Source organism: Aeromicrobium flavum (assembly GCF_007992115.1).
Taxonomy (GTDB): Bacteria; Actinomycetota; Actinomycetes; order Propionibacteriales; family Nocardioidaceae; genus Aeromicrobium; species Aeromicrobium flavum.
On sequence record NZ_BJZQ01000004.1, the window covers coordinates 52,584 to 79,242 of the forward strand.

The following is a 26,659-nucleotide window of genomic DNA, read 5'->3' on the forward strand; positions in this document are numbered from 1 at the left end:
GGGACCGATGTGACGCACCTTGTGGACGAAAGGCGAGGTCGACGGGGTCGGACCGCCTACGCTGGGGGCCATGGCGACCCCCGCGGGACGTCCCGCCGCCTTCTTCGACCTCGACAAGACCATCATCGCGAGGTCGAGCACGCTTGCCTTCAGCAAGTCGCTCTTCGCCGAGGGACTGCTCAACCGGCGCACCGTGCTGCGCAGCGCCTACGCCCAACTCGTGTTCAGCACGGGCGGCGCCGACCACGACATGCTCGAGAAGATGCGCGTCGAGATCAGCCGGATGGTCACGGGCTGGGACGCCGTCACCGTGCGCCAGATCGTCCGCGAGGCCCTGCACGACGTCATCGAGCCGTTGGTCTACGCCGAGGCGCTCGACCTCATCGACCAGCACCGCGAGGCCGGCAACGACGTCATCATCGTGTCGGCCTCCGGCTCCGAGATGGTCGAGCCGATCGCCGAGATGCTCGGTGCGAAGCACGCCATCGCCACGCGCCTCGAGGAGGTCGACGGCCGCTACTCGGGCCAGATCCTGCACTACTCGTACGGGCCCCACAAGGTCACGGCGATGCGCGAGCTGGCCGAGCGCGAGGGGTACGACCTGTCCCGCAGCTTCGGGTACTCCGACTCCGAGACCGACATCCCGATGCTCGAGGCCGTCGGCCACCCCTTCGCGGTCAACCCCGACAAGGGCCTGCGCCGCCGCGCGGTCGAGGAGGGGTGGACGATCCTGACGTTCGAGCGGCCCACCGCGCTGCGCTCGCGGCTGGTGCCCGAGTCGACCACCGGCAAGGCGATGGCGCTCGGCGGACTCGCGGCCTCGGCCTCGCTGCTGGCCTTGGGGATCAGCGCCGCACTGAAGCGACGGCCTCGCCCCGAACCCTTGTGATCCCAGCGCTTCTGGGGCACATTGGAGTCAGAACTCCAGAGCAGCCCGCACCACGGCACCCACGCGGCGACCTCCCTTCATTCAGGGCAATCGCACCCGGGACACCCGCAGCTTCTTCGACAACCGCGGCCCCGAGGCGATGATCAACGAAGGCACGCATGATCACCGTGACGTCCGGGCACCACGACGGCGTCGGGCCTCCCTCGGCGCCGTCGTCCTGTGCGCGAGGGCTCAGCGCGAGGGCTCAGCGTGAGGACAGGGGCGACGCCTCGGCCCCGCGGGTGTAGGCCTCCGCCGCGTACAGCAGCCACTGGTGCACGCCGGTGTCCTCGGACCCGTAAGCCGCGAGCCGACTGAAGTAATCGGGGGCCGCTGCCACGTGCCCGGCCTCGGGCACCGTCACCGACGCCGGGTCGACACCGCGGGACACCATGACCAGGCGCTCCGCGGCCCGGGCGACCACGCCGTTGTGCGAGACGAACGCGCCGGCCGCGGCGATCTCGGCGTGCACGAGCGCCGCGACGACGAGCGCCGGGGCCTCGGTCTTCTCCGCCAGCAGCGAGGCGAGCTGCGTGAGCCGTGCCGTGCCCGTGGGGTTCACGGGCCGTCCGAGATCCTCGTCCGGGACGGAGCCCGCGGCCGCCAGGGCGTGCAGCCGGGCGACGGCCTGGACGGGCGATCGCTGCCACGTGGGCAGCAGGCCGAGCAGCTCGGTCGAGAGCCGGACCGCCGCCCGGGCGGTGGCGTCGCCTCCCCCGGACGCGAGCTCGTCGAGGTCGCACTCGCTGCCCTCGAGGGTCGCGTTCGCCCAGGCCCCGATCAGCAGCGAGCGCGCCGTGTCGTCGGGCGTGCTGCGGCGCAGGCCGCGGTCGCGCAGGATCGCGTCCATCCCGTCCCGAGCGGCCCGGAAGGCCGAGGGGACACCCTCGAGGGAGGCGGCGGCGATGAAGGGATCGGACACGCACGCAGCGTACCCAGCGCGCGTCCGGGCCCCGGTCGTGCCCGGCGGTAGCCTCGGAGGGTGGACGTCATCCCCGCAGCACGCGCCGCCAAGTGGATGGTCGGCGACCGGCTGTCCACCGTGCTGCACCTCGGGGACGGCGGACTCGCCTACGAGCTGGCCGAGCAGGGGCACGACGTGCTCGTGCTGGGCGACGACGTCTCGCAGGTGCGCAACCCCGAGCTCTCCTACGTCTGCTCCGGCGGCGACCGGCTGCCGCTGCGGTCCTCGACCTTCGACGTCGTCATCACCCCCTTCTTCGAGGAGTCGCCGGCCGCGCTGGCCGAGTACGCCCGCGTGCTGGTGCCCGGCGGCCTGCTGTCGAGCATGAGCCGGCGGTACGACGACTCGATCCCGTGGATGCGCCGCCTGCGCGCCATCACCGGCGACCGCGAGGCCCCCGAGCCCGCCGTCGACACGTTCTCCGCCTCGGGCCTGTTCGGCACACCGGAGGTCGAGGTCTTCAACGCGTGGGAGGAGCTCGACCTCCCCCACCTGCTGCGCTTCGCCGAGCAGACCCGCCGCCCCACCGTCCCGGAGTCCGCGCTGGGCGCCGTGCACGACCTGTGGCGCGAGTACTCGACCAGCAGCTCCAAGCTGCGCCTGCGGCACGAGACGCGGTGCGTCCGCGCGGTCGTCGACAAGTCGGCGCTGGCCTCCGAGCCCGACCCGCCGGACGCGATCCTGCTCTCGCTGGACTGACGTGGGTCCCCTCGACGTCGCGACCGCCGTGGTGGTCGTCGCCGTGCTCGCCGGCCTGGCGCTGCTCACGCGGTGGGTGCTGCTGAGCCGCCGCCGCAGCCTCGGCTCGCCCGAGGACCGGGCCACCTACCAGACCCTGCACACCGCAGCCCTGGCCGCGCCCGCGCTGCGATCGGGCCTCGACACCGAGAGCGCGAGCCGCGCCCTGCCCCACCTGCGCCAGCTGATCGGCGGCCGCACGGTCGGGATCACGGACACCCACGGACCGCTCGGCTGGGCCGGCACCGACGAGACCGAGCTGACCGCCGACCTCGTCGGGGTCGTGCTCGAGTACGGCCGGGCGCAGGCGTCGAACCGCGTGATCGTCGCGCCGCTCTCGGTCGAGGGCCGGGTCGTCGGCAGCATCGTCGTGGTCGACGACAGCGCCTCCGCCGGACTGGCGCGCACCACGATCGAGGTCGCCGGGTGGGTGTCGAGCCAGCTCGAGCTCGCCGAGCTGTCAGCCTCCCGCACCGCGCTCATGGAGGCCGAGCTGCGGGCCCTGCGCGCGCAGATCTCTCCGCACTTCATCTACAACTCGCTCGGCGCGATCGCGTCGTTCGTGCGCACCGACCCCGAGCGCGCCCGCGAGCTGCTGCTGGAGTTCGCGGACTTCACCCGGTACTCGTTCCGCCAGCACGGCGACTACACGACGCTGGCCGAGGAGCTGCGCTCGATCGAGCGGTACCTCGTGCTCGAGAAGGCCCGGTTCGGCGACAAGCTGCGCGTCGTCACCCGCATCGCGCCGGAGGTGCTGAGCCTGACCGTGCCGTTCCTGACCGTGCAGCCGCTGGTCGAGAACGCCGTCCGGCACGGCCTCGAGCGCAAGCCCGGCCCGGGCACGCTGACCGTCACCGCCCAGGACGCGGGCGCGGAGTGCCTGATCTCGATCGAGGACGACGGCGTGGGCTCCGACCCCGAGACCGTGCGGGCCGCCCTGGCCGGCCGCACCAGCTCGCCGTCGGTGGGCCTGGCCAACGTCGACGAGCGGCTGCGCACGGTCTACGGCAACGACCACGGGCTGGTCGTGGAGACCGCCCCCGGCATGGGCACGAAGGTCACGCTCCGGATCCCGAAATTCACTCCCACCACGGTGGACTGAACGTCCGTAGACTTGCGCGGTGAGGTTTCTCAACGATCTGCAGCCCAGTCACGACCTGACCTACAACGACGTCTTCATGGTGCCGGGACGCTCGGACGTGGCGTCGCGCTTCGACGTCGACCTGTCCACGACCGACGGCACCGGGGCGACGCTGCCCCTCGTGGTCTCCAACATGACGGCCGTCTCGGGTCGACGCATGGCCGAGACGGTGGCCCGCCGCGGCGGCATCGCGATCCTCCCGCAGGACATCCCCCTCGACATCGTCGCCGAGACGGTCGGCCGGGTGAAGGCCGCGCACACCGTCTACGACACCCCGGTCGTGCTCACGCCCACGATGACCGTCGGCGAGGCGCTGAGCCTCGTCCCCAAGCGGGCACACGGCGGTGCGGTCGTGGTCGACTCGCTGAGTGGTCCCGAGCTGAAGGTCGTCGGGGTGTTCACCCCGAACCAGGCACACGAGATCGACCGTTTCGCCCAGGTTCGCGAGGTCATGCTGACGGATCCCTTCGTGCTGGAGGCCGGCGGCGACCCGCGCGAGATGTTCAACCAGCTGTCGGAGCAGCACGTCCCGTTCGCCCCGGTCGTCGACGGGGGCGCGCTGGTCGGCGTGCTGACCCGCAAGGGGGCGTTGCGCTCGACGATCTACACCCCCGCCACCGACCCCGACGGCCGGTTGGTCGTCGGCGGCGCGATCGGCATCAACGGCGACGTCCGGGCCAAGACGGAGGCGCTGATCGAGATCGGCGTCGACGTGCTGGTCGTCGACACCGCCCACGGTCACCAGGCCAAGATGTTCGACGCCCTGCCGCTCGTGGTCGAGGTGCGTGAGGCGCACGAGGCCGCCACCGGGCGCCGGCTGCCCATCGCCGCCGGCAACGTGGTCTCGGCCGACGGGGTGCGCGACCTGGTGGCCGCCGGTGCCGACATCGCCAAGGTGGGCGTCGGGCCGGGCGCGATGTGCACGACCCGCATGATGACCGGCGTCGGCCGACCGCAGTTCTCGGCCGTGCTCGAGTGCTCCGCGGCCGCGGCCGAGCTGGGCGCCCACGTGTGGGCCGACGGAGGCGTGCGCTGGCCGCGCGACGTCGCCCTCGCCCTGGCCGCCGGTGCTGGCAGCGTCATGATCGGGTCCTGGTTCGCGGGCACCCACGAGAGCCCCGGCGACCTCAAGCTCGGCGCCGACGGACGGGCCTACAAGGAGTCGTTCGGGATGGCGTCCTCGCGCGCCGTGGCCAACCGCACGCGTGACGCGGCCGGCTTCGAGCGTGCCCGGATGGCACTGTTCGAAGAGGGCATCTCGACCTCGCGGATGTTCCTCGATCCCGAGCGTCCCGGCGTCGAGGACCTGATCGATCAGATCACCGCCGGCGTCCGCTCGTCCTTCACGTACGCCGGCGCCCGCACCCTGGTCGACTTCGCCGAGCGCGCCACCGTCGGCCTGCAGTCCAGCGCCGGCTACGACGAGGGCCGCCCCCTGCACGCCTCCTGGTGAGCCGCCGGGGGGCGGTGAGTTGGGTCCCACCACCCCGCGGAGGGCGGTGAGCTGAGTCCCACGGAGACCGGCCCAGTGGGACTCAGCGCACCGCCCCTCGAGCGGTGCCGACCACCGGGACCGGACCGAAGAGCGAGAACCAGGTCCCGCCGAACACCGGCGCCGATCCGTCGTAGCCCCGCTCGGCGAGTCGACGATGGATCTGCGTCATCGTCGCGCGGGGTGACGCCAGCATCGCTGCGGTGACCTGGAGGTAGTCGACTCCCAGCCTCCGCAGGTCCGCGTACCGGGCGATGTCCCGGGCGAACTGACGCACGTCCTCGGCGTGCTGCCGTCCCTCGTACTCCAACGCGAACCGCCAGCGCGGGAACAGGTGGTCGACGACGGCCACCTCTCGCCCGACCTCGTCGATGACCGGAGCGTTGATCTCCGGCTCGGGCAGGCCGCAGGCCACGATCAGCGCGCGCAGCTCCGACTCCTTCGGTGAGCGCGACCGCTCCTGGAGCCACGGGAGCACGGCGTGGACCTGTTGGGCTCCCGGACGCCACGGGTGCTTGAGCGCGACGTGATGGATCTCGTCGATCGTGGCGTGCTCCTGGGCGAGCAACCAGTCACCGATCACGACCAGATCGAGCAGTCGGAGATCGGCGCAGCACTGCACGAAGGCCGCCGCCGGGGTCACTCCCAGGCCGTCGCGTGGCGGCATCGCCACCGTCCGGTGCAGGAAGATGCCTTCGGTGTCGATGTGATGGTCGCCCATGACCGTGAAGTGCAGCGGATCGGTCGGGCCGCGCTCCAACCCCAGTGCCTGGATGCGCGTCACGTGACTCAGTGCTGCACGTGGCGTCAGGGAGAGGACCGCCGCCTGGATGCGCTGCTCGTGCGTGAGCGCCGTCGCGGTCCACACGTTCGGGAACACGCGCGTGAAACGCCGGCCGACGAGCAGCTTCGGCGAGAGGCCGGCTTCGACGAACTGATCTCGGCGGAAGGGCCCGGAGAGGAACCGAGCAGGGACGGGGCTGGGAGCAGGCATGGACCGATCAGACGCCACGCGGAAGCTCGGGAACAGAGCAGCAGACGCCCTTGTGGAGGACGTCCTCGCGGCCGGCCCGCCTGTGGATCCGCCGAGGGCGGTGAGTTGAGTCCCACCCGGGCTACGTCGGTGGGAGCACGCTCACCGCTACTCCGGGAGCCGTGGGACCAGGCTCACCGCCCTCGGCGGGACCGTCAGCGCAGGATGAGGGCAAGCCCGCGGGCGAAGGAGGCGTCGAGGTCGGGGTCCTCGGAGAGGATGCCGACCTGGGCGGCCTGCCGGTGCATCTGCGTGGCCTGGGTGTGGCCGAAGACGTAGAGCAGCACGGTGCGCGCCACGTCGGCGGACGTCAGCGCCGCGAGCTCGTTCTCGAGGCGTGAGTCGCCCAGCCGGAAGGCGGACGCCGTCGCCACGACGTCGGCGCCGTCGCGCACCGCGAGCATCGCGTCGCGCAGGGCGTGGGCGGCCTTCTCGGGGTCGGACCCGACCTCGACGCCGGCGACGATGCGGTCGGCCATGAGGGCCAGCAGCGTCTGCTTGTCCGGGACGTGGTGGTAGAGCGCGCTCGGCTGGACGCCCAGCTCGCCCGCCACGCGTCGCATCGAGCAGAACTCGAGGCCGTACTGGCCCAGGACGCGCAACGCCCCGGAGACGACGTCGTCGAGGGAGTTGGCCATGCACCCACTGTATCGGCTAGCCTGAACACCGTTCAGGTGAACACCGTTCAGGAGACCTCATGCCCCGCACCGCCACGGCGAGCCGCCGACTCACGACCACCGACATCGCCCTCGTCGCGGCGTTCGCCGCCCTCATCGCCGCCTGCGCCCTGCTGCCCGCACTGCACGTCGGCGCCGGCCTCGTGCCGATCACGCTGCAGACCTTCGCCGTCCTGCTGTCGGGTGCCGTCCTGGGCGCCAAGCGCGGCTTCCTCGCCGTGCTGCTCTACCTCGCCCTCGGTGCAGCCGGCCTCCCGGTGTTCTCCGGCGGCGCCGCCGGACTGGCCGTCTTCGCCGGCCCCTCGATGGGCTACCTGGTCGGCTTCCCGTTCGCGGCGGCCCTGTGCGGGTTCATCGTCGAGCGGCTGCCCCGGGACAAGGTCGCCACGAGCATCCCGCTGATCTTCGTCGCAGGCCTGTCGTCCAGCGCCCTGCTGATCCACACCTTGGGCATCCTCGGGATGGCCTGGCGCGTCCCGATGGACCTGGGTGCGGCAGCGACGGTCGACCTCGCCTTCTGGCCCGGCGACGTGATCAAGAACCTCGCGATGGCGTCGGTCGCCACGGCCGTGCACCGCGCCTTCCCCGACCTGTTGCCGGCACGCCGGAAGTGATCGAGCTCGTCGAGGCCGGCGTCGAGGGACGCCTGGAGCCGACCTCGCTGCGCCTCGCCGAGCGGCGCGTCGCGGTCATCGGCTCGAACGGGTCGGGCAAGTCCACGCTCGCCCGCCTGCTCAACGGGCTCGTCGAGCCGACGAGCGGACGCGTCCTGGTCGACGGCCTCGACACCCGCCGCGACGGCCGCGAGGTCCGCCGGCGCGTCGGCTTCGTCTTCACCGACCCGAACGCCCAGCTGGTGATGCCGACGGTCGCCGAGGACGTCGAGCTCTCGCTGCGCAAGACCCACCGCGAGAAGGCGTCGCGGACGGCGGCCGCCCTCGCCGTACTGGAGCGCTTCGGCCTCGCCGATCTCGCGCAGCGCAGCGTCCACGCCCTCTCCGGCGGCCAGCGGCAGCTGCTCGCGATCGCGACGGTGCTGGCCACCGATCCCGCCGTGCTCGTCGCCGACGAGCCGACCACGCTGCTGGACCTGGCCAACACCCGCCGCGTCGGCGAGGTGCTGCTGGGGCTCGAGCAGCAGCTGGTCCTGGTCACCCACGATCTCGAGCTCGCGGCGCGGTGCGATCGTGCCCTCGTCGTCCACGCGGGCGCGATCGCCTTCGACGGCCCGGCCGCCACCGCGGTCGACCGGTACCGGACGCTGGTGTCGTGAGCGCCCCGCTGGGCGTCCACCAACCGGGGACGTCGCTGCTGCACCGCACCACGCCCGGCCCGAAGCTGGTCGCCCTCCTGCTGTTCAGCGTCGTCGTGCTGATGGTCCACGGCCCGTGGTCCGCCGTCGGGTTCGTGGCGGGGACGCTCGTCCTGGCCACCGTCGCCGGCCTCTCCGCGCGGTCGGTCCTCGCGGCGCTGCGCCGCTTCGCCGTCGTGGCCGCCCTGCTCCTCGCGTTCAACGCGTGGCAGAACGGCTGGCCGCGCGCGATCGAGGTGGTCGGCGACCTGACGGCCCTGATCCTGGCGGCGACCGTCCTGACGGCGACCACCGCGGTCAACGACCTGCTCGACACGATCGTGCGGGCGCTCGGCCCGTTCCGACGCCTCGGCGTCGACCCCGAGCGCGTCGGACTGGCCTTCTCGCTGACGCTGCGCGCCCTGCCGGGAACGCTCGAGCTGGCCGCCGAGACACGCGACGCCGCCCGCGCCCGCGGGCTCGAGCGCAGCCTCCGAGCCCGCACGACTCCCCTGGTCCTGCGGGTGGTCGCCCGCGCCCGCGACACGGGCGACGCCCTGCACGCGCGCGGCATCGCCGACTGACGTCGTCCGTCCACCGCAGTGACTAGGCTCACTCCCATGGGGCGCGCACTGCGGACGCTGGTGGTCGACGACGAGCAGCCGGTGCTCGACGAGCTCGTGTGGCTGCTGGGCCGCGACGACCGGATCGGCACGATCGACACGGCCCGGTCCGGCACGGAGGCGCTGCGCCGCCTCGACTCCGGCGACATCGACCTCTTGTTCCTCGACATCGCGATGCCCGGGCTGACCGGGATCGACATCGCGCGGCTGCTGGGCAAGTTCAAGTCGCCGCCGCAGATCATCTTCGTCACGGCTCACGACGCGCACGCCGTCGAGGCGTTCGACCTCAACGCCGTCGACTACCTGCTCAAGCCGATCCGCGAGGAGCGCCTGCGCGAGAGCGTGCGCCGGGCGGTCGCCGACTCCGACGGCGGCGGCGCGGAGTCCGACGACACGATCGCGGTCGAGCTGGCCGGCGTCACGCGCTTCGTCTCGCGCTCGAAGGTCACCCACGCCGAGGCGCAGGGCGACTACGTCCGCCTGCACACGCTGGACGGGTCCAGCCACCTGATCCGCACGCCGCTGGGCTCGCTGGCCGAGGACTGGGCCGACGCCGGCTTCCTGAGGATCCACCGCAGCCTCGTCGTGAACCGCGCGCACATCGTCGAGGTCCGGATGTCCTCGGGCCGCGCGAGCGTCGTCGTCCCCGCTCCCGGTGGCGGCACGACCGAACTGCAGGTGGCCCGGCGGCACACGCGTGCGCTCCGCGAGCTGATCGGCGAGCACACGCCGTGACGGAGCCGACCCCTCCGGCGGAGCCGTCGACCGGCCGGGTCCGGATCACCAGCCCGCTCTCGACGGCGTCGACCCATGTGCGCCGCACGGTGGGCCAGGAGATCGACGAGGCCACCGGCGTCGGCGAGGTCTACATGCAGTCCCTCATCCGGTCCCAACTGCGCGCGGCGGCCACGGTCGCGATCACGCTGCTGCTGACCGTCGTCAGCCTGCCCCTGGTCTTCCTGTGGGTCCCGGGCCTGAACGACGGCCGGGTCCTCGGCATCCCGCTGCCGTGGCTCGTCCTCGGGGGCGGGGTCCATGCCGGCGTCATCGTGCTGGGCTGGCTGTACGTGCGCCACGTCGAGCGTGCCGAGCGCCTCTTCACGCACCTGGTCGAGCCGAGCGACGGCCGTCCATGAGCCCCACGTGGGGGATCGTCGCGGTCTCGCTGGTCTCCATCGCAACGCTCGCCATCGGCGCCTTCGGCCTGCGGATCAGCCGGACCACGAGCGACTTCTACGTCGCCTCGCGGTCGGTCTCGCCGGTCCTCAACGGGTCGGCGATCAGCGGCGAGTACCTGTCGGCCGCCTCCTACCTGGGCATCGCGGGACTCGTCCTCACCCACGGCGCCGACATGCTCTGGTACCCGATCGGGTGGACGGCGGGGTACCTGCTGCTGCTGGTGTTCGTCGCCGCACCGCTGCGGCGCTCGGGCGCCTACACGATCCCCGACTTCGCCCAGGTGCGCCTGCAGTCGGTCGCGGTGCGGCGGGTGTCGACCGCGCTCGTCGTGGCGGTCGGGTGGCTGTACCTGCTGCCGCAGTTCCAGGGAGCCGGGCTGACCCTGCAGGCCGTCCTCGACGCGCCGCGCTGGGTCGGCACCGTGCTGGTGGCGGCCATCGTGACCCTCAACGTCGTCCTGGGTGGCATGCGCTCGATCACGTTCGTGCAGGCTTTCCAGTACTGGCTGAAGCTGACCGCGCTGCTCGTGCCGCTGATGTTCCTGCTGCTGGCGTGGTCGCGCGACGGCCGGCCGGCCGCGCAGGCGTCGGCCGACTGGTGGACCCCGCTCGGCGTCGCCACCCCCGAGGCGATCTACGGCACCTACGCCGTCATCGTCGCGACCTTTTTGGGCACGATGGGCCTGCCCCACGTCGTGGTGCGCTTCTACACGAACCCCGACGGCCGGGCCGCGCGACGCACGACGCTGATCGTGATGGTGCTGATCTCGGCCTTCTACCTGCTGCCGACGTTCTACGGCGTGCTCGGACGGGTCTACGCCTTCGACCTGATCGCCTCCGGCCGCGCCGACACCGTCGCCCTCGAGCTGCCGAGCCGGCTGATCGCCGGGTCGGGCGGCGAGCTCCTGACCGCCCTGGTCACGGCCGGGGCGTTCGCCGCGTTCCTCTCGACCTCGTCGGGCGTGACGATGGCACTCGCGGGCGTGGTCGGCCAGGGCCTGAGCGACCACGGGCCGTGGCGCGGCCGGCTGTCGTCGATCGCGGCGCTGCGCATCGCGGCCGCGGCGTGCGTGGCCGTGCCGCTGAGCCTGGCGTTCGTCGCCGAGCCGATCCCCGTGGCCAGCTCGGTGGTCTTCGCCTTCGCTCTGGCGGCCTCGACGTTCTGCCCCCTGCTGGTGCTCGGGATCTGGTGGCGGGGGCTCACCTCGGCCGGCGCGATCGCCGGACTGATCGGCGGCGGCGTGTGCGCCGGTGCCGCGCCCTTCGTCACCCTGGCCCTCGACGTCGACGGCTGGTGGGGCACGCTCATGAGCCAGCCGGCCGTCTGGTCGGTCCCGATCGGGTTCGGGCTGATGATCGCCGTGTCACTCGCGACGCGATCACGGATCCCCGCCACCGTGGGGCGCACGATGGTGCGCCTGCACACGCCGGAGCGGGTGCAGGTCGACCGGCGGTTCTGAGTCAGACGCGGCGCGAGGTGTCGAGCCGGTCGAAGGCATCGAGGACCTGGCCCATCGTCGGCTTCTCGATCGTCGCGACCGGCGCCTCGGCGCGGCCCTCGCGCTCCTGGCGCAGGTGCCGCTTCACCGTCGACGTGGAGCAGCCCAGGCGCTGGGCCAGCTCGCGGCAGGTCTCGTCGGGATGGGCCTTGCGGGCCCCCATCACCTCGGCGTGGTCGACCGGTCCGCCGCCCACGCGGGCGGTGCCGTACGGGCTGGTGTCGACCTGGACCTCGATGCCGAGCTCGCGGCGCATCGTGCGGCGCTCGGCCTCGCTGGTGCACGCGAGGAACCCGGCGACGTCGACGTCGACGACGGCACGGTAGAGGCAGTCGGCCAGGACCGCGCAGCCGGCGCAACGGCGGTGGGCCGCGTCGCGCTTGGAGAGGTAGTCACGCCACTGCTCGACGGTGACGTCGCGGCGGCCCGGCGGGTTCAGCAGGGTCTCGTCCTGGTACATCGCCGGCGCCATGGCGCACGGTGGGAGGGTGGGCCTCATTGCCATCTCCTGGAGTTGCTGATGACTCCAGTCTAGAGGTACATTCCGCTCGTTTCGGAAGGTGTGACCTGTTCGTTGCCGTCGGTTCCGTCACCCTGGGGGCCGCCGGGAAGGGCGAGCCGCATGTTCTGCAGCTGGCTCTGCGCCTGCACCTGCTGGGCGTACAGCGCGGCCTGGATCCCGTGGAAGAGTCCCTCGAGCCAGCCGACCAGCTGGGCCTGGGCGACCCGCAGCTCGGCGTCGCTCGGAGCCTCGGCACCGAAGGGGAGGCTGAGCCGCTCGAGCTCGTCGACCAGCTCGGGCGCCAGGCCGTCCTTGAGCTCGTCGATCGACTGGTGGTGGATCTCGCGCAGCCGGGACCGGCTGGCCTCGTCGAGCGGAGCGGACTTCACCTCGTCGAGCAGCTGGCGGATCATGCCGCCGATGCGCATCACCTTCGCGGGCTGCTCGACCAGGTCGGTGAGCGGCGTGCGGGTGGGCTCGGAGTCCTGCGCGGCGGCCACGGGCTGGCCCTGGGGGTCGATGATCCGGTCGTCGGTCATGGGCCCCAGCCTAGGCCGGGGAACCAGACCGCACGTCTCGACCTCAGCCGCGCAGGTCGAGCACGACCTTGCCCACGTGCGACGACTCCTCGAGGATCCGGTGGGCGTCGGCCACCCGCGACAGGGGCACGACCTCGTGGACGATCGGCCCCAGCCGGCCGGCCTCGATGAGCGGCCAGACCTGCTCGACGAGCTCGGCCACGATGGCCGCCTTCTCCTCCGCGGGACGGAAGCGCAGCGACGTCGCCGAGATCGTGCCCTGCTTCGCCAGCAGCGCGCCGAGGTTCAGCTCGCCCTTCATCCCGCCCTGCATCCCGATGACGACGATCCGTCCCCCGCGAGCCAGCGCGGCGACGTTCTGGGCCAGGTACCTGCCGCCGATGATGTCCAGGACGACGTCGGCGCCGCCGACCTCGCGGCACGCCTCGACGAAGTCGTCCTCGCGGTAGTTGACGACGACGTCCGCACCCAGGCCGCGCACGACCTCGGCCTTCTCGGCACTGCCGACCGTGGTGACCACGGTGGCGCCGAAGGCCTTCGCCAGGGGGACCAGCGTCGTGCCGATGCCGCTGCCGCCGCCGTGCACGAGCAGCGTCTGGCCCTCGGACAGCCCGGCCAGCATGAAGACGTTCGACCAGACGGTCGCGTAGGTCTCGGGGATGGCGGCTGCATCCACCAGCGAGACACCCGCCGGCACGCGCGCGACCTGACCCGCCGGAACGACGACCCGCTCGGCGTACCCGCCGCCGCTGAGCAGCGCGCAGACCTCGTCACCCACGGCGACGGACGTCACGCCCTCGCCGACCTCGGCCACGACGCCGGAGCACTCGAGGCCGATGACGTCGGTCGTGCCGGGCGGCGGCGGGTAGTGCCCCTGCCGCTGCAGCAGGTCGGCCCGGTTGACCCCGGCCGCGGCGACGGTGATCGCCACCTCGCCCGGTCCGGGCTGGGGGTCGGGCAGTTCGGCGACGACGAGGCTGTCGGGGCCTCCGGGTTCTTCGACGATCACGGCTCGCATGGCCTCCACGGTAGTGACCGGCACACTGGTGCGTATGCAGGTGACGCTCGTGCAGCTGGCCGCTGACCTCGACCCGGCCGCCAACCGTGAACTCGTCGTGGACTCGTTGCGCACCGTCGACGGACAGGACCTCGTGGTGCTGCCGGAGGCGATGATGCACGACTTCGGCCCGCCGGAGCACGACCTCGCCGCCGCGGCCGAGCCGCTGGACGGGCCGTTCGTGAACCTCCTGTCGCAGCAGGCGAGGCGCCTCGGCTCCACCATCGTCGCGGGCATGTTCGAGCGGACCGACGACCTGCCGTACAACACCCTCGTCGTGCTCGGCCCGGACGGCGAACTGGTCACGACGTACCGCAAGATCCACCTCTACGACTCGTTCGGCTACCGGGAGTCCGAGCGGCTGCGCGCCGCCGACATCGCCCCGGTCGTGATCCCGGTCGGCGACCTCTCCCTGGGCCTGATGACCTGTTACGACCTGCGGTTCCCGGAGCTGTCACGGGCGTTGGTGGACGCCGGCGCCGAGGCGTTCGTCGTGCCCGCCGCCTGGGTCGCGGGCGAGCACAAGGTCGAGCACTGGCGCACGCTGCTGCGCGCGCGGGCGATCGAGAACACGGTCTGGGTCGCGGCCGCCGGGCAGGGCGGGTCGCGCTACAGCGGCCACTCCTTGGTCGCCGATCCGTGGGGAACTATCGTGGTCGAAGCCGCCGGGGGGAACGAGCAGGTCACCGCGCAGATGACGGTGGACGCCGTGCGGCGGTCCCGCGAGGTCAACCCCTCGCTCGCCAACCGGAGGATGCAGACGCCGTGACGATCGCCCAGCCGGGCCGACGACGCCTCGACACGTCGGTCCCGACCCCGTACGAGGTCGCGACCCGCGAGCCGCGCGTCGCCTCCCGTCGATGGTCGCGCCTGCTGATCCTCGCGACGTTCGTCCTGTGGGTGCTCAGCACCGCGGGTGCGGCGACGTCGATCGCCGACGTGAACGCACCGTCGTGGCTGTGGCGGCCGTCGGCTGCCGCGCTGCTGGTGGCGTTCTCCCTGATCCTCACGCACCGGGTCGGCGGGTACATGCGCATCTGGGTCAGCCTCGCGATCGTCCTGGCCGCGCTCGCCGTCGTCACCGAGGTCAACGGGCTCCTCGCGGCGGCTGCGGGGGCCACGGCCGTGCTGTCGGCCGTGACGTCGGTGGTCTTCACCCGACCCGCCGACAGCCTGCTCGAGGTGCTGCGGGAGTACGTCGTGATGCTGTCCCTGGCGCTCAGCGGCGCCGCCGGCGTCGCCGCGTGGAACGCCACGGTGGAGGTCCGCCCGTTCGGCCTCATGGTCATGGCCGTCTCGGTGACCTTGGCCGTCGCGATCGTGTGGCGGCTCGGATCCGGCCTCCACGGGCTGGGCCGCAACCAACTGAAGATCCTCATCGTCGTCGCCGTGCTGGCCGTCGGCCTGTTCTACTACGGCAGCTTCGTCCGCACGGCCGGCTCGCCCGCGCTGAAGAACCTGCTGGACGACACGATCGTGTGGCTGCGCCAGAACATCGGCGGCGTGCCGCGCCCGTACGAGTTCCTCATCGGCTTCCCGGCCCTGGTGGTCGGCACCTCGATGCGCTCCCGGTACCGCGAGGGCTGGTGGGTCTGCGTCTTCGCCGTCGTCGGCACCGTGATCGTGGCGAACTCGCTCATCGACCCGCGGGCCTACCCCTCGTACTTCGCGCTCTCGACGCTCTACAGCGCGATCATCGGCCTCGTGCTCGGGCTCGTCGTGCGCGCCGTGTTCTTCCGGCCGCGCGGCGGTCGTGCGGCCCGAGCGGTGCAGCAGTCCCGCCGTTCCGAGCCGAAGCGGCTCGCACCCCTGCGCTGACCCCCGCGGACGCGCACCACCTTCCGCCGCCGCTGCCCACTTTTGGAACTCGTTCCACGTCGGATGGGACGTTCACGGTGAAACGAGTTCCAAAAGTGGGGGTGGGGCGATCCCGCATCCGGACGTCTCACGGCCGCTCTGCGAGAATCGCTCCAGGAGTCGTCGCCTCGGCGGTGGCCCTGGAGGGGTGCCGGAGTGGCCGATCGGAACCGCCTTGAAAGCGGTCGCTGGCAGCGATGTCAGCCGCGGGTTCGAATCCCGCCCCCTCTGCGTGACTCGTTACCGACTCGACCGGGCGCACCTGATGGTGCTCGCCGGCGCGTGCTTCATCGTGGCCGCCATCAGCGTGGTCGTGGCCTTCCTCGCGGCGGGCGGGGGCACCCTGTCCACCGGGGTGGTCATCGTGGCCGCGATCGTCGCCGTCGTGGCGCTGCTCGTGGCCGCGATCGCCAACCTGCGGCCTCCCGTGGTGCTGACCCTGGACCTCGCCGGCTACCGCGCGCGCGGCCGCCACGGCGACGGCACCTGGAAGCAGGTCGAGTCGGTCGAGGTCGACGACGGCCTGCTGCGCTTCACCGACGGCGCGGGCGCCGTCACCGCGTTCCCGCTCAGCCTCATCGACCGCACGCGCCGGGCCGAGCTGATCCGCGAGGTCTACGACCGGCTCAACACCGCGAACGGCTACCGCCGCTTCGATCCCACCGGCGGCAGCTGACCCGGGAACGACAAAGGTGGAGCAGGATCACCTGCTCCACCCTTGGTTGGCGGAGATGGAGGGATTTGAACCCTCGAGAGGTTTGAACCTCAACCCGCTTAGCAGGCGGGCGCACTAGGCCACTATGCGACATCTCCAGACAACCGGATCAGGATACCCACCCCGACCCCCAGTCACCGAATCAGGGCGAGCGCTTGACGATCGAGGAGCCTCGCTCGTGGAATTCCGAGGGCAGCTCCGCCAACGGCGTGGCCTCGTGGGGATGGTTCCGCATCCCGTCCAGGAGCAGGGCGCGCATCCGCTGGGCGAGCCATTCGCGGTTCTCCGGCGCGGCCGTGTGGACCGCGCCGAGCATGAGCGGAGCGGCGCTGAGGTCGGCGACCGACAGGTCGGGGCGTGCCATGCCCTCGGCGATGGCCCGTTCCACCAGCGACCGCAGGGTGCCCACCCACCGGTCGGTGGGACGGTAGTCCGGGTCGTTGATCGCCTGACGGCGCATGACCTCGGCCACGATGCGCCGGTCGATCATCACCTGCGTGGCCTCGTCGAGGACGAGCTCGATCCCCTCCCAGCCCGACTCGATGAGCAAGGCCCGCTCGGCGATCTCGTCGAAGAGCGCGATGTGCCGGTCGTAGAGCGCGCGCCACAGCTCCTCCTGCGAGGCGAAGTTGCGGTAGAGGGTGCCCGTGCCGACCTTCGCCGCCGCCGCGAGCCCGTGCATGGGTGCGTCGAGGCCGTTCGCGGCGAAGTAGACCTCGGCGGTGTCGATGATGCGTTCCCGGTTGGCCACGGCGTCGCGGCGCATCGGAACACGGGGCGTTTCTGACATCGGATCCAACCTAGCGCGAGAGCGCGGAACGGGAGTTGCCTCACCCAATTTCGCACCTCGGCAGGGTTCACGGTAGACTCGTCGAGGCCCGTGAGGGCGTGCGCCCGTAGCTCAACGGATAGAGCATCTGACTACGGATCAGAAGGTTAGGGGTTCGAATCCCTTCGGGCGCACCACGACCCCCGGTCGACCATCAGGTCGGCCGGGGGTTTCTTCGTTTCCAGCTCTTCGCCACCGTGGAACATCCTTGGCGGTCCTTGTCAGTGACTCCTGAGCAACACGCGCATTCCGTCACGAGCGAGGAAAGGTCTGTGTCAGCCTCTTCGCATGGAAACCGCTGCCATCACCGCCTGGACCCTGATCCAGGAGATCCCCATCCCCGCCGACGTGACCAATCTCCTCGTCGAGGGCGAGCAGGCGGTCGCGGCGTTCAAGACGTTCCGCGACTCCGCCGTATTCACCACCAAGCGCCTCATCGTGCGTGATGCCCAGGGGATGACGGGCAAGAAGGTCGAGGTCTACTCGCTTCCGTACAGCCGCATCGACATGTGGTCCTCCGAGAACGCCGGAGGGGTGTTCGACCGCAACTCTGAGCTGGAGCTGTGGACCAAGGCCGGTCACATCAAGATCAAGCTCGACAAGAAGATCGACATCCGCCGACTCGACCAGCTCATCGCCTGGGCAGTGCTCAACGCCTGAGACATGGCGCCCGCCGGGTCCTTCTCGAGATGCGACCGCTGACCATCCGTGTTGGCATGGAAGCGAAAGCAGAGTCGAGAGGAAGGCTGGAGTCATGGGACTTGATGACAAGTTGAAGAACACCGCTGAAGACCTCACCGGCAAGGGCAAGGAAGCCACCGGCAAGGCGACCGACGACGAGAAGCTCGAAGCCGAAGGCAAGGGCGACCAGGCCAAGTCCGACCTCAAGCAGGCCGGCGAGAACGTGAAGGACGCGTTCAAGCACTGAGCCGCACCCCCACGACGAGGGCCCCGGGAATCGCTTCCCGGGGCCCTCGTCGTTGCGCTCGTGGCGCGGATCAGATCGTCGGCGGCGCCGTCGTCCCGGTCGCGCCGGTCGGACCGGTCGGGGTCGTCGGGTACGTGGTGCCGGCCGTCGGCTGGCCCGGCGTCGTGTACGTCGAGGCGGTGTACGTCTGGTCGTCGGCCATCTTGGCCTTGACGAAGGCCGCGATGCCCGCCACGCCAGCCGTCAACAGGCCGACGAACGCGAACTTCCGCAGGCCGACGAACCGCTGGCGCTTCTGGATCGGGAGCTTGTCGCTGACCTCGTTCGGCAGCTTGTCGACCAAGCCGTCGCGCAGGTCGAGGAGCTCGTTCTTGTCCGGGAGACGCTCGATGAGGTCGTCGCGCAGCGCCAGCCATTCGGACCGGTCGGGGAGTCGCTCGATGAGCTGATCCTTCAGCTCGCGCAACTCGGCCGCGTCCGGCAGCTGCTCCACGACGGTGTCGACGTGGTCCTTCACGCTCTTCTTGCCCTTGCCCACAATGGCTCCTTCGCACAGATGTCGTCGGACTTCCATCGTGGCTCACGACGGGGTCAGTCGCACCTCGGCTCCCTCGATGACGACGTCGGCGGGGTCCTTGTCGGGCCGCAATCCGCGCCAGCTGGCGTGCCGCAGGCTCCCGTTCGGCGACCAGTCTCCGTAGACGACCTCGCCGACGACCCGGGGCGTCACCCACGTCGCGTCGCGGGACGCCGCGGTCTCCACCTCGTCGACGAAGGGTGACGTCTTGCGGGTCAGACCGTCGAGGAGCTGGCGCAGGCGCAGGCGCTCGGCCTCGGTGAATCCGGTGCCGACGCGACCGATGTACCGCAGGCCTCCCTCGACGGGGATCCCGAGCAGCAGCGAGCCGATCCCCCGCCCGCCCTTGCTGGGCCGCCACCCGCCGATCACGACCTCCTGCGCGTCCTGGTTCTTGATCTTGAGCCAGTCCGTCGAGCGCGCTCCCGGCACGTACGGCGCGGCACGGCGCTTGGCCACGATCCCCTCGAGCTTGTGGCGCCGACTCAGCGCGACGGCGTCCTCGAGCGACCCGCCGTGCGCCGGCGGCACCTGGACCAGCTCGCCGTCGAGCTCCAGCTCCTCGAGCGCCTCGCGCCGGTCGTCGTAGGAGAGGTCGCGCAACGAGGCCCCGTCGTGCTCGAGCAGGTCGAACAGCATCATCCGCGCCGGCACGGTGCGTCGCAGCCGCGCGACGTCGGCCGACTTCGTGACCCCCATCCGCTGCTGGAGGCGGCCGAAGCTGGGCACCCCCGCGTCGTCGAGCGCCACGATCTCCCCGTCGAGGACCGCGTCGAGGCCGAGCGCCGCGAGCTCTTCGACGAGCTCGGGATAGCTGGCGCTCACGTCGTTGTGGTTGCGCGAGTACAGCCGCACGCTCTCTCCGTTGACGACCGCGACGCACCGGATCCCGTCCCATTTCAGCTCGTACGCCCACCCGTCGGCGGACGCGTCCCTGCCCCCGGCGAGCACCGCGAGCATCGGCGGGACGAAGCCCGCACGGCCGGACTCCGTGGCCGACGCACCCCGGGACGGGGTGGCGGGAGCCGGGGGCGACGCGGCGGGCTGCTTCGCGACCGACTGCTCCTTCATCAGGTGGATGAGCCAGTTCTCACCGGTCTTGATCAGGGCGAGGCGCTTCGATCCGCCGAGGCCGCCGTCCGGCGACCCGTGCAGGGTGGCGATCACCTCGTGGTCGTTCCACTTCTCCAGGTCGTAGTGGCCGTGGTCCCAGATGGTGACGTGGCCGGCGCCGTACTCGCCCTTCGGGATGTCGCCGGCGAAGGTCGCGTACTCCAGCGGATGGTCCTCGGTCTGGACCGCGAGGTGGTTGCCCTTGGCCGAGTCGGGGACGCCCTTCGGCAGGGCCCACGACACGAGGACGCCGTCGCGCTCCAGGCGGAAGTCCCAGTGCAGACGGCTCGCGTGGTGCTCCTGGATGACGAAGATCGGGTCACCGGTCCGTCCGCGGACCACCGAGTCCGGCACGGGCTCGGGCGTCTTCGCCGCATCGCGCATCGAGCGGTAGGTCGCGAGCCGGTCGGTCACCGGCGCCGCCAGGGACGCCATCGGGTCGCCCCGCTCGGCGAGTCGTGCCGGCACCTCGTCGATCGTCAGGTGGCGGAGGTCGTCGTCGAGCTCGTCCCAGTCGCGCGGCACGGCCACCGTCGGATGGTCGCGCCCCCGCAGCGAGTACGGCGAGATCGTCGTCTTGTTGCCGTTGTTCTGGCTCCAGTCGACCAGGACCTTGCCGTGCCGCTTCGCCTTGGACATGTCACTGACGACCAGCTCGGGCATGACGCCCTCCAGCGCCTGGGCCACCTGCTTGGCGAACGCGTTGATGTAGTCGGAGTCGTGCTCGCCGTCCAGGGGGGCGAACAGGTGGATCCCCTTGCTGCCGCTGGTGACCGGCACGCACTCGAGCCCGACGTCGGACATCAGCTCGCGGGCGGCGTGGGCGACCTCGACGCACTCGGGCAGGCCGGCGCCCGGCCCGGGGTCGAGGTCGATGACGAGTCGGTCGGGGTTCTGGGCGACACCGGTGGCGTCCACCCGCCACTGCGGGACGTGCAGCTCCAGCGCCGCCACCTGACCGGCCCAGGCGAGGTCGGCCACGGACTCGAAGATCGGGTAGGTGTTCGTGCTCGTGCGGTGCTTGATCGAGACCCTGCGGATCCAGCTGGGGGCCGAGTCCGGCAGGTTCTTCTCGAAGAACACCTGCGCGTCGGAGCCGGTGCCGTTGACCCAGCGCTTGCGCGTGATGGGCCGTCCCGCCAGGTGCGGCAGCAGCCACGGCGCGACCTGGACGTAGTAGGCGATGACGTCGGCCTTGGTGGTTCCCGTGGCGGGATACATGACCTTGTCGCTGTTGGTCAGTCGCAACAGGCGACCGTCGACCGACACGGTCTGGGGAGACGTCCCTGCCATCGATCGTCCCCCTTCCCCGTACGATTGCCTTTCCACATTCTGAAGGAGCGGCCGTGAACGTGCCCGATTTCTTCTCCGAGGTCGCGCTCGACCTGCACGAGCAGCCGACGACGGAGAAGACCGTCGAGTTGATCACCGAGTACGCGAAGGTCGCGGCCGAGTGTGACGACGCCGGCATCATGCTCGTGCACAGCCGCACCCGCATCGAGACCGCAGCGTCGACGTCCGATCGTGTCGCCCTCTCACACCACCTGCAGCGCGACCTCGACGAGGGACCGTGCCTCGACGCCCTCGAGTCCGGGGGGAGCTTCGTCACGAACGACGTCCGGCTGGACCCACGCTGGCCGAAGTGGGGACCCGCGGTGGCCGACCTCGGGATCCACAGCGCCATGAGCGTGCTGCTGGAGACGCGCGACCGCCGCTACGGCTCCCTCAACCTCTACGCGGAGCGATCCGGCGCGTTCGACGGCAACGACCTCGCCACCGCCATGATCTTCGCCCGGCACGCATCGGTGGCCCTGGCCAACGCCCATCAGGAGCAGGGCCTGCTGACCGCGATCGACGCCCGCAAGGTGATCGGCCAGGCGCAGGGCATCCTCATGGAGCGGTTCGACATCGATCCCGACCGTGCCTTCGACGTGCTGCGCCGCTACTCGCAGAACCACAACCAGAAGCTGCACGCCGTCGCGTCCTGGGTGGTCGACAACCGCAAGCGGTCCGTCCACGAGTTCCCCGACGACGTGGCCGCCCAGGGCATCATCACCACCTGAGTCAGGCCGACGACTTCTTCTTGGCGGCCTTCTTCTTGGGCTTCTCGGCGTCGCCCTTGCGCGCCTCGACGCTGCGCCGCAGCGCCTCCATCAGGTCGACGACCTCGCCGCCCTCGTCCTCCTGCTCGCCGAAGGTCGCCTCGGTGTCGATGCCCTCGCCGGCCTTCTGCTTGGCCTCGATGAGGGTCTTGAGCTGCTCCTGGTAGTCGTCGGTGAACTGGCTGGCGTCGAAGTCGCCCGCGAGCGACTCGATCAGCTGCCCCGCCATCGCGAGCTCCTTCTGGGTGACCTTCGTGGCGTTCTCCAGCACCGGGAAGTCGGCCGTGCGCACCTCGTCGTCCCAGAGCAGGGTCTGCAGCACCAGCACGTTGTCGCGCACGCGCAGGGCGCCCAGGCGGGTGCGCTGGCGCAGGGCGAAGGTGACGACCGCCGTCCGCTCGGTCTCCTCGAGCGCCTGGCGCAGCAGCGCGTAGGGCTTGAGCGCCTTCTCCTCGGGCTCGAGGAAGTACGGGTTGCCCAGCCGCAGCACGTCGATCTGGTCGTCCGGCACGAACTCCACGACGTCGATCTCGTGGCTGCGCTCGGCCGGGAGCGACTTGAGGTCCTCGTCGGTCAGGACGATCGTCTTCTCGCCGGCGTCGTAGGCCTTGTCGATGTTCTTGTAGGCCACGATCTCCTTGCAGATCTCGCACCGGCGCTCGTAGCGGATGCGCCCGCCGTCCTCGTCGTGCACCTGGTGCAGCGACACGTCGTGGCTCTCGGTGGCGGAGTACACCTTCACCGGCACGTGGACCAGGCCGAAGCTGATGGCACCCTTCCAGATGGCTCGCATCTGGTCAGTATCCGCCCTCAGCGCCGCCAGCGCGAGCGCTTGGACGCGGCACCGGCCGGCCGCTCGATCGGGACGAAGCCCGGCGCGTAGGGCTCGAGATCGCCGACACGCTCCTCCAGCTGCGCGACGGCCCGCGGGAGGTCGTCGAACGTGACGCCCGCCAGCTGGTTGGGCGAGAACCGCCACCACGCCAGCTCCAGCAGCCGGTCGCGGGTCTCGGGGTCGACCCGGTCCCGGATCGGTCTGGCGGGGACGCCGCCCACGATCGAGTACGGCGCGACGTCCTCGGTGACGACCGCGCCGGCGGCCACCACGGCGCCGTCGCCGATCGTCACGTCGCGCAGGATCACGACCTTCGCGCCGATCCACACGTCGTTGCCGACGACGGACGGCTCGCCGCGGAACGACGGGCGGCCATCGGCCTCGGGGTCGATCACCTCGGAGGCGTCGGCGGAGAGGTGCCAGCCCCACGTCGCCTTCTTGTACTGGAACGAGTTCACGCCCAGCCACGTCAGCGGGTGGCCCGTGGCCCCGATCAGCACGTCGGGCGCGAACTCGCAGTACCGGCCGATCGTCGCGGACTGCGACTCCATCCCGTGGGCCAGGCTGGTGAACGCACCGACGGTGGTCAGGCCGCCGCGGACCACGAGGTCGCCGAGCATCCGGATGGGCGGCTCGGCCAGGAGCCGTGACGATCCGACGAGCCGCAGTCCCTCGGTTCCTCGCGCATGCTCAGCCACGTCCGTCAGCCTAGGGGCTGCGGCGCGCCCGTGGCCCGCGTTACACCGCCGCAACCCGGGCACGGAACAATGAGTCCCATGGCGTTCCTGCTGCGCGTGGAGCTTCCCGACGTCCCGGGCTCCCTCGGCGCACTCGCGACGGCCCTCGGTGGGGCCGGAGCCGACATCGAGGCGATCGAGATCGTCGAGCACCGCTCGGACGGCGTCGCGGTCGACGACGTCCTGCTGGAGCTCCCCCCGACCGTGATGCCTGACGCGCTGATCACGGCCTGTCAGGGCCTCGAGGGCGTGCACGTGCACTGGATCAGCCGGTACACCGCGGGCGCCAACCTGAGCATGGACCTCGAGGCGGTCGAGGCGTTCACCGACGAGCCCGACCTCGCCATCGAGCGGCTCATCGAGGTCATCCCGTCGACGTTCCGCACCGACTGGGCGCTCGCCGTCGGCCCGGGTGAGGACGGCGCCGCGTTCCTGTTCGGGTCGCCGGCCGCCCCGCGCGTCGTGCCCGAGTGCGACGCGTGGCTGGCCATCGAGCACGCGCGGTCGCTGGACGAGGTCGCGGCCTGGGACTCCACCGTGCTGGCGGGCTCCCCGGGCTCGACGCGCTCGGGCACCCCGTTCTTCGTCGCCGTGGGCCGACACGGGGGCCCGGAGTTCCTGGCCTCCGAGATCGCCCGCCTCGGCCACATGGTGTCGCTGGCCGCCTCGGTGCAGACCGAGGGCGACTGACCTACCGCTGGTCGGTGACCGGCGTGTGGGCGTGGTGGTAGCGACCCAGCGCGTTGACCTCGGCCTCCATCGCCGGCACGGTCTTGCGCGTCAGCAGCCGGATGTACGGCGTGGTCGCCGGTGAGTTCACGAACGCCTTCATCCAGTTCGCCAGCAGCACGGCCTTCGGCACGTAGACCCGGCTCTTGCGCTTGGCCAGACCGATGAGGATCTTCTCCGCGCAGGTCTCGACGTCGGTGGTGGTGTTGGCCGGGTACGGCAGCTTGCCGCGGATCGCCTTGAACGACGGCAGGTCGGCCTCGGCGTTGCGGACGATGTCGGTGTCGATCCACGACGGGTGGCAGATGCCGACCTTGATGCCCAGGTGCGCGACCTCCTGGCGCAGCGCGACGCCGAGCGCCTCGTTGCCGGCCTTGCTGGCGCTGTAGGCGCTCAGGCCCGCGATGTTGGAGAACGCCGCGAGCGAGGACACGACCAGCAGGTAGCCCTTCGTGCGCTCGAGGTGCGGCACCGCGTACTTGGCCGTGCGGAACACCCCGTTGAGGTTCACGTCGATCACGCGCTCGAAGGCGGCGTCGTCGATCTGGCGCACGGTGCCGTACGAGGCGATGCCCGCGTTGGCGACGACGTGGTCGAGGCGGCCGAAGTAGGCGGCCGCGGCGTCGATCGCGGTCCTGACCTCGTCGCTGCTGCGGACGTCGGCCTCCCACCAGGCGGCCGACTCGCCCAGCTCATCGGCCAGTTGGGTCATGAGCTCGGGCTCGAGCCCGACGAGGGCGACCCGGCCGCCGTGCGCGACGTACGCGCGGGCGACGTGGGCGCCGATGCCGCGAGCCGCGCCGGTGATGAGGGCGACTTTGCCGCGGAACTGCTGGGGCTTCAGAGAGGACATGCGGTCAAGATACCGTCGGTATGTGGAATGTGTCACCCTCGATGTCATATTGGCGCCCCTTCCCGGGTGAATCACGTAACGCAGGGTTAACGTGACCCACCTCATGTCCGGGGCCCTGACGATCCCGGCTATCCTCTGCGGGATGAGCACCCCTCCACCCGAGCTCGGCTCGATGCGGATCGGCGTCGTCAAGGAATCCGCCCCCGGCGAGACGCGAGTTGCGGCGACCCCGGCGACGGTGAAGCAGCTGACGGGCCTCGGTTACGTCGTCACCGTCGAACGCGGCGCTGGTGAGGCCTCGAGCTTCACCGACGCGGCGTACGAGGCCGCCGGAGCGAACATCAGCGACAAGCCCGACACCTGGGCCAGCGACGTGATCTTCAAGGTCAACGCTCCCACCGAGATCGAGATCGCCCTCATGCTCGACGGCGCGACGCTGATCAGCATGATCAGCCCGGGCCTCAACCCGAAGCTCGTCGACACGCTCGCGACCCGCCCCATCACCGTCATGGCCATGGACGCGGTGCCGCGCATCTCGCGCGCCCAGTCGATGGACGTGCTGTCGTCGATGGCCAACATCGCGGGCTACCGCGCAGTGGTCGAGGCGGCCCACGAGTTCGGCCGCTTCTTCACCGGTCAGGTCACCGCGGCGGGCAAGGTGCCTCCGGCCAAGGTCCTGGTCGCCGGCGCCGGCGTGGCCGGCCTCGCCGCGATCGGCGCGGCCTCCAGCCTCGGCGCGATCGTCCGCGCCACCGACCCCCGTCCCGAGGTCGCCGACCAGGTCAAGTCGATCGGCGGCGAGTACCTCGAGGTCGTCGTCCCCGACGAGGACAAGGAGGTCTCCTCCGACGGCTACGCCAAGGCCACCAGCGAGGCCTACGACAAGCGCGCCGCCGAGATCTACTCCGAGCAGGCGGCCGACGTCGACATCGTCATCACCACGGCCCTGATCCCGGGCCGTCCCGCGCCTCGGCTCATCACCGCCGCCGACGTGGCGACCATGAAGGCCGGCAGCGTCATCGTCGACATGGCCGCCGCCCAGGGTGGGAACGTCGAGGGCTCGGTCGCCGGCCAGAAGATCGTCACCGACAACGGCGTGACGATCCTGGGCTACACCGACCTTGCGGGCCGCCTGCCCACCCAGGCCTCGCAGTTGTACGGCACCAACCTCGTCAACCTGATGAAGCTGCTGACGCCCGGCAAGGACGGCCAGATCGTCCTCGACTGGGACGACGTCGTCCAGCGCGGCGTCACCGTCGTGCGCGACGGTGAGAAGACGTGGCCCCCGCCGCCCGTGCAGGTCTCGGCGGCCCCGGCGCCTGCGCCCGCCGCCGAGCCCAAGCCGGCGCCCGAGCCGAAGAAGCCGGTCAGCCCCGCGGTCAAGATCGGCGCGGCCACCATCGGCGTGCTGGTGTTCCTGTGGGTCCTGGCCACCGCGCCGGGCGAGCTGCCCCAGCACTTCACCGTCCTGGCCCTGTCGATCGTGATCGGCTACTACGTGATCGGCAAGGTGCACCACGCGCTGCACACCCCGCTGATGAGCGTCACGAACGCGATCAGCGGCATCATCGTGGTCGGTGCCATGCTCCAGATCGGCGACGACGACGCGGTGATCCGCGCGCTGGCCTTCGTGGCCGTCCTCGTCGCCAGCATCAACGTCTTCGGTGGTTTCGCCGTGACCCGACGCATGCTCAGCATGTTCTCGAAGTGAAGGGCTGACCT

General features: G+C 71.1%; 30 protein-coding genes and 3 tRNA genes. 20 read left to right on the plus strand and 13 right to left on the minus strand.

The features are described from left to right. Nucleotides 1–70 precede the first annotated feature (70 nt). Nucleotides 71–889 (plus strand): HAD family hydrolase, encoded by an 819-nt coding sequence (locus tag AFL01nite_RS05795; RefSeq protein WP_146826387.1) that lies wholly within the window; start codon nt 71–73, stop codon nt 887–889. Nucleotides 890–1,133: 244 nt separating this feature from the next. Here the strand turns inward: AFL01nite_RS05795 and AFL01nite_RS05800 are convergent, their stop codons facing one another. After that, complete coding sequence (locus tag AFL01nite_RS05800) at nt 1,134–1,850, minus strand: Fic family protein (RefSeq protein ID WP_146826389.1); 717 nt, start codon at nt 1,848–1,850, stop codon at nt 1,134–1,136. 60 nt (nt 1,851–1,910) lie between these two features. Between AFL01nite_RS05800 and AFL01nite_RS05805 the strand changes: the two genes are divergently transcribed. Genes AFL01nite_RS05805 through AFL01nite_RS05815 form a run of 3 tightly spaced genes read left to right on the plus strand, consistent with a single transcriptional unit; the run spans nt 1,911 to nt 5,224 of the window. Further along, the gene (locus AFL01nite_RS05805; RefSeq protein WP_146826391.1) at nt 1,911–2,591 is read left to right on the plus strand and encodes a class I SAM-dependent methyltransferase; all 681 of its coding nucleotides are present in this window, start codon (nt 1,911–1,913) and stop codon (nt 2,589–2,591) included. A gap of 1 nt (nt 2,592) precedes the next feature. After that, on the plus strand, nt 2,593–3,732 hold the full coding sequence (locus AFL01nite_RS05810) for a sensor histidine kinase (protein ID WP_246119605.1): 1,140 nt from the start codon (nt 2,593–2,595) through the stop codon (nt 3,730–3,732). A gap of 19 nt (nt 3,733–3,751) precedes the next feature. Beyond that, nucleotides 3,752–5,224, plus strand: coding sequence for a GuaB1 family IMP dehydrogenase-related protein (locus AFL01nite_RS05815; RefSeq protein WP_146826393.1), 1,473 nt, complete (start codon nt 3,752–3,754; stop codon nt 5,222–5,224). 82 nt (nt 5,225–5,306) lie between these two features. Here the strand turns inward: AFL01nite_RS05815 and AFL01nite_RS05820 are convergent, their stop codons facing one another. Together AFL01nite_RS05820 and AFL01nite_RS05825 are read right to left on the minus strand one after the other, a co-directional pair. Then, nucleotides 5,307–6,257, minus strand: coding sequence for a putative endonuclease domain-containing protein (locus AFL01nite_RS05820; RefSeq protein ID WP_146826395.1), 951 nt, complete (start codon nt 6,255–6,257; stop codon nt 5,307–5,309). Nucleotides 6,258–6,451: 194 nt separating this feature from the next. Continuing rightward, a complete protein-coding gene (locus AFL01nite_RS05825) occupies nt 6,452–6,934 on the minus strand; it encodes a TetR family transcriptional regulator (RefSeq protein WP_146826397.1) in 483 nt (160 codons plus the stop codon). 59 nt (nt 6,935–6,993) lie between these two features. Here AFL01nite_RS05825 and AFL01nite_RS05830 point away from each other — a divergent pair, with 59 nt between their 5' ends. From AFL01nite_RS05830 to AFL01nite_RS05855, 6 genes are read left to right on the plus strand one after another with little or no spacing between them, the layout of a single operon-like run. Further along, a complete protein-coding gene (locus AFL01nite_RS05830; protein ID WP_146826399.1) occupies nt 6,994–7,587 on the plus strand; it encodes a biotin transporter BioY in 594 nt (197 codons plus the stop codon). After that, on the plus strand, nt 7,584–8,246 hold the full coding sequence (locus tag AFL01nite_RS05835; RefSeq protein WP_146826401.1) for an energy-coupling factor ABC transporter ATP-binding protein: 663 nt from the start codon (nt 7,584–7,586) through the stop codon (nt 8,244–8,246). Before AFL01nite_RS05830 ends, AFL01nite_RS05835 begins: the two co-directional genes overlap by 4 nt. Then, nucleotides 8,243–8,848, plus strand: coding sequence for an energy-coupling factor transporter transmembrane component T family protein (locus AFL01nite_RS05840; protein WP_246119606.1), 606 nt, complete (start codon nt 8,243–8,245; stop codon nt 8,846–8,848). Before AFL01nite_RS05835 ends, AFL01nite_RS05840 begins: the two co-directional genes overlap by 4 nt. A 36-nt stretch (nt 8,849–8,884) precedes the next feature. Then, nucleotides 8,885–9,622 carry a LytR/AlgR family response regulator transcription factor gene (locus AFL01nite_RS05845; RefSeq protein ID WP_146826403.1) on the plus strand — a complete coding sequence of 246 codons (738 nt, stop codon included), beginning with the start codon at nt 8,885–8,887 and terminating at the stop codon, nt 9,620–9,622. Further along, the gene (locus AFL01nite_RS05850; protein WP_146826405.1) at nt 9,619–10,023 is read left to right on the plus strand and encodes a DUF485 domain-containing protein; all 405 of its coding nucleotides are present in this window, start codon (nt 9,619–9,621) and stop codon (nt 10,021–10,023) included. Before AFL01nite_RS05845 ends, AFL01nite_RS05850 begins: the two co-directional genes overlap by 4 nt. Beyond that, nucleotides 10,020–11,525 (plus strand): sodium/solute symporter, encoded by a 1,506-nt coding sequence (locus tag AFL01nite_RS05855; RefSeq protein ID WP_146826407.1) that lies wholly within the window; start codon nt 10,020–10,022, stop codon nt 11,523–11,525. Before AFL01nite_RS05850 ends, AFL01nite_RS05855 begins: the two co-directional genes overlap by 4 nt. Before the next feature lies 1 nt (nt 11,526). Here AFL01nite_RS05855 and AFL01nite_RS05860 read toward each other — a convergent pair whose 3' ends face one another. The 3 genes from AFL01nite_RS05860 to AFL01nite_RS05870 are packed head-to-tail and all read right to left on the minus strand — an operon-like array spanning nt 11,527 to nt 13,623. Then, nucleotides 11,527–12,063, minus strand: a complete 537-nt coding sequence (locus AFL01nite_RS05860) for a WhiB family transcriptional regulator (protein ID WP_186813831.1) — start codon at nt 12,061–12,063, stop codon at nt 11,527–11,529. 32 nt (nt 12,064–12,095) lie between these two features. Beyond that, on the minus strand, nt 12,096–12,605 hold the full coding sequence (locus AFL01nite_RS05865; protein ID WP_146826411.1) for a bacterial proteasome activator family protein: 510 nt from the start codon (nt 12,603–12,605) through the stop codon (nt 12,096–12,098). Nucleotides 12,606–12,648: 43 nt separating this feature from the next. Beyond that, nucleotides 12,649–13,623 carry an NAD(P)H-quinone oxidoreductase gene (locus tag AFL01nite_RS05870; protein WP_146826413.1) on the minus strand — a complete coding sequence of 325 codons (975 nt, stop codon included), beginning with the start codon at nt 13,621–13,623 and terminating at the stop codon, nt 12,649–12,651. A 34-nt stretch (nt 13,624–13,657) separates the two neighbouring features. Here AFL01nite_RS05870 and AFL01nite_RS05875 point away from each other — a divergent pair, with 34 nt between their 5' ends. The 4 genes from AFL01nite_RS05875 (at nt 13,658) to AFL01nite_RS05890 (ending at nt 16,195) form a co-directional block, all read left to right on the plus strand. After that, nucleotides 13,658–14,431: a carbon-nitrogen hydrolase family protein gene (locus AFL01nite_RS05875; protein WP_146826415.1), complete on the plus strand. Its 774-nt coding sequence runs from the start codon at nt 13,658–13,660 to the stop codon at nt 14,429–14,431. Continuing rightward, nucleotides 14,428–15,480, plus strand: a complete 1,053-nt coding sequence (locus tag AFL01nite_RS05880; RefSeq protein ID WP_146826417.1) for a hypothetical protein — start codon at nt 14,428–14,430, stop codon at nt 15,478–15,480. Before AFL01nite_RS05875 ends, AFL01nite_RS05880 begins: the two co-directional genes overlap by 4 nt. 181 nt (nt 15,481–15,661) lie before the next feature. Continuing rightward, nucleotides 15,662–15,750: transfer RNA gene (locus AFL01nite_RS05885), tRNA-Ser, on the plus strand. 1 nt (nt 15,751) lies between these two features. After that, complete coding sequence (locus AFL01nite_RS05890) at nt 15,752–16,195, plus strand: hypothetical protein (protein WP_146826419.1); 444 nt, start codon at nt 15,752–15,754, stop codon at nt 16,193–16,195. A 47-nt stretch (nt 16,196–16,242) separates the two neighbouring features. Here AFL01nite_RS05890 and AFL01nite_RS05895 read toward each other — a convergent pair. Next, a tRNA-Ser gene (locus AFL01nite_RS05895) sits at nt 16,243–16,332 on the minus strand. A 44-nt stretch (nt 16,333–16,376) separates the two neighbouring features. Then, nucleotides 16,377–17,024 carry a TetR/AcrR family transcriptional regulator gene (locus tag AFL01nite_RS05900; protein WP_146826421.1) on the minus strand — a complete coding sequence of 216 codons (648 nt, stop codon included), beginning with the start codon at nt 17,022–17,024 and terminating at the stop codon, nt 16,377–16,379. Between the two features lie 100 nt (nt 17,025–17,124). Between AFL01nite_RS05900 and AFL01nite_RS05905 the strand changes: the two genes are divergently transcribed. The 3 genes from AFL01nite_RS05905 (at nt 17,125) to AFL01nite_RS05915 (ending at nt 17,991) form a co-directional block, all read left to right on the plus strand. Beyond that, nucleotides 17,125–17,200 (plus strand) — tRNA-Arg (locus tag AFL01nite_RS05905). 151 nt (nt 17,201–17,351) lie between these two features. After that, nucleotides 17,352–17,723 (plus strand): PH domain-containing protein, encoded by a 372-nt coding sequence (locus AFL01nite_RS05910; RefSeq protein ID WP_146826423.1) that lies wholly within the window; start codon nt 17,352–17,354, stop codon nt 17,721–17,723. Nucleotides 17,724–17,817: 94 nt separating this feature from the next. Then, nucleotides 17,818–17,991, plus strand: a complete 174-nt coding sequence (locus AFL01nite_RS05915; protein WP_146826426.1) for a CsbD family protein — start codon at nt 17,818–17,820, stop codon at nt 17,989–17,991. Nucleotides 17,992–18,061: 70 nt separating this feature from the next. On the opposite strand, the gene AFL01nite_RS05920 is transcribed toward AFL01nite_RS05915, so the two are convergent. Together AFL01nite_RS05920 and AFL01nite_RS05925 are read right to left on the minus strand one after the other, a co-directional pair. Beyond that, entirely contained in the window at nt 18,062–18,529 is a 468-nt protein-coding gene (locus AFL01nite_RS05920) for a hypothetical protein (protein WP_146826428.1), read from the minus strand. A gap of 42 nt (nt 18,530–18,571) precedes the next feature. Next, on the minus strand, nt 18,572–20,974 hold the full coding sequence (locus tag AFL01nite_RS05925; protein WP_146826430.1) for an ATP-dependent DNA ligase: 2,403 nt from the start codon (nt 20,972–20,974) through the stop codon (nt 18,572–18,574). A gap of 53 nt (nt 20,975–21,027) precedes the next feature. On the opposite strand from AFL01nite_RS05925, the gene AFL01nite_RS05930 reads away from it, so the two are divergent. After that, nucleotides 21,028–21,744, plus strand: a complete 717-nt coding sequence (locus AFL01nite_RS05930) for a GAF and ANTAR domain-containing protein (protein ID WP_146826432.1) — start codon at nt 21,028–21,030, stop codon at nt 21,742–21,744. A 1-nt stretch (nt 21,745) separates the two neighbouring features. Here AFL01nite_RS05930 and ku read toward each other — a convergent pair whose 3' ends face one another. Together ku and AFL01nite_RS15690 are read right to left on the minus strand one after the other, a co-directional pair. After that, complete coding sequence (ku, locus tag AFL01nite_RS05935) at nt 21,746–22,576, minus strand: non-homologous end joining protein Ku (protein WP_146826433.1); 831 nt, start codon at nt 22,574–22,576, stop codon at nt 21,746–21,748. 17 nt (nt 22,577–22,593) lie between these two features. Then, a complete protein-coding gene (locus AFL01nite_RS15690) occupies nt 22,594–23,316 on the minus strand; it encodes a DapH/DapD/GlmU-related protein (RefSeq protein ID WP_186813832.1) in 723 nt (240 codons plus the stop codon). A gap of 78 nt (nt 23,317–23,394) precedes the next feature. Between AFL01nite_RS15690 and AFL01nite_RS05945 the strand changes: the two genes are divergently transcribed. Next, on the plus strand, nt 23,395–24,045 hold the full coding sequence (locus AFL01nite_RS05945) for an ACT domain-containing protein (RefSeq protein ID WP_146826435.1): 651 nt from the start codon (nt 23,395–23,397) through the stop codon (nt 24,043–24,045). 1 nt (nt 24,046) lies between these two features. On the opposite strand, the gene AFL01nite_RS05950 is transcribed toward AFL01nite_RS05945, so the two are convergent. After that, nucleotides 24,047–24,937 carry an SDR family oxidoreductase gene (locus tag AFL01nite_RS05950; protein WP_146826437.1) on the minus strand — a complete coding sequence of 297 codons (891 nt, stop codon included), beginning with the start codon at nt 24,935–24,937 and terminating at the stop codon, nt 24,047–24,049. A gap of 172 nt (nt 24,938–25,109) precedes the next feature. On the opposite strand from AFL01nite_RS05950, the gene AFL01nite_RS05955 reads away from it, so the two are divergent. After that, nucleotides 25,110–26,648 (plus strand): Re/Si-specific NAD(P)(+) transhydrogenase subunit alpha, encoded by a 1,539-nt coding sequence (locus AFL01nite_RS05955; protein WP_146826682.1) that lies wholly within the window; start codon nt 25,110–25,112, stop codon nt 26,646–26,648. Nucleotides 26,649–26,659 lie beyond the last annotated feature (11 nt).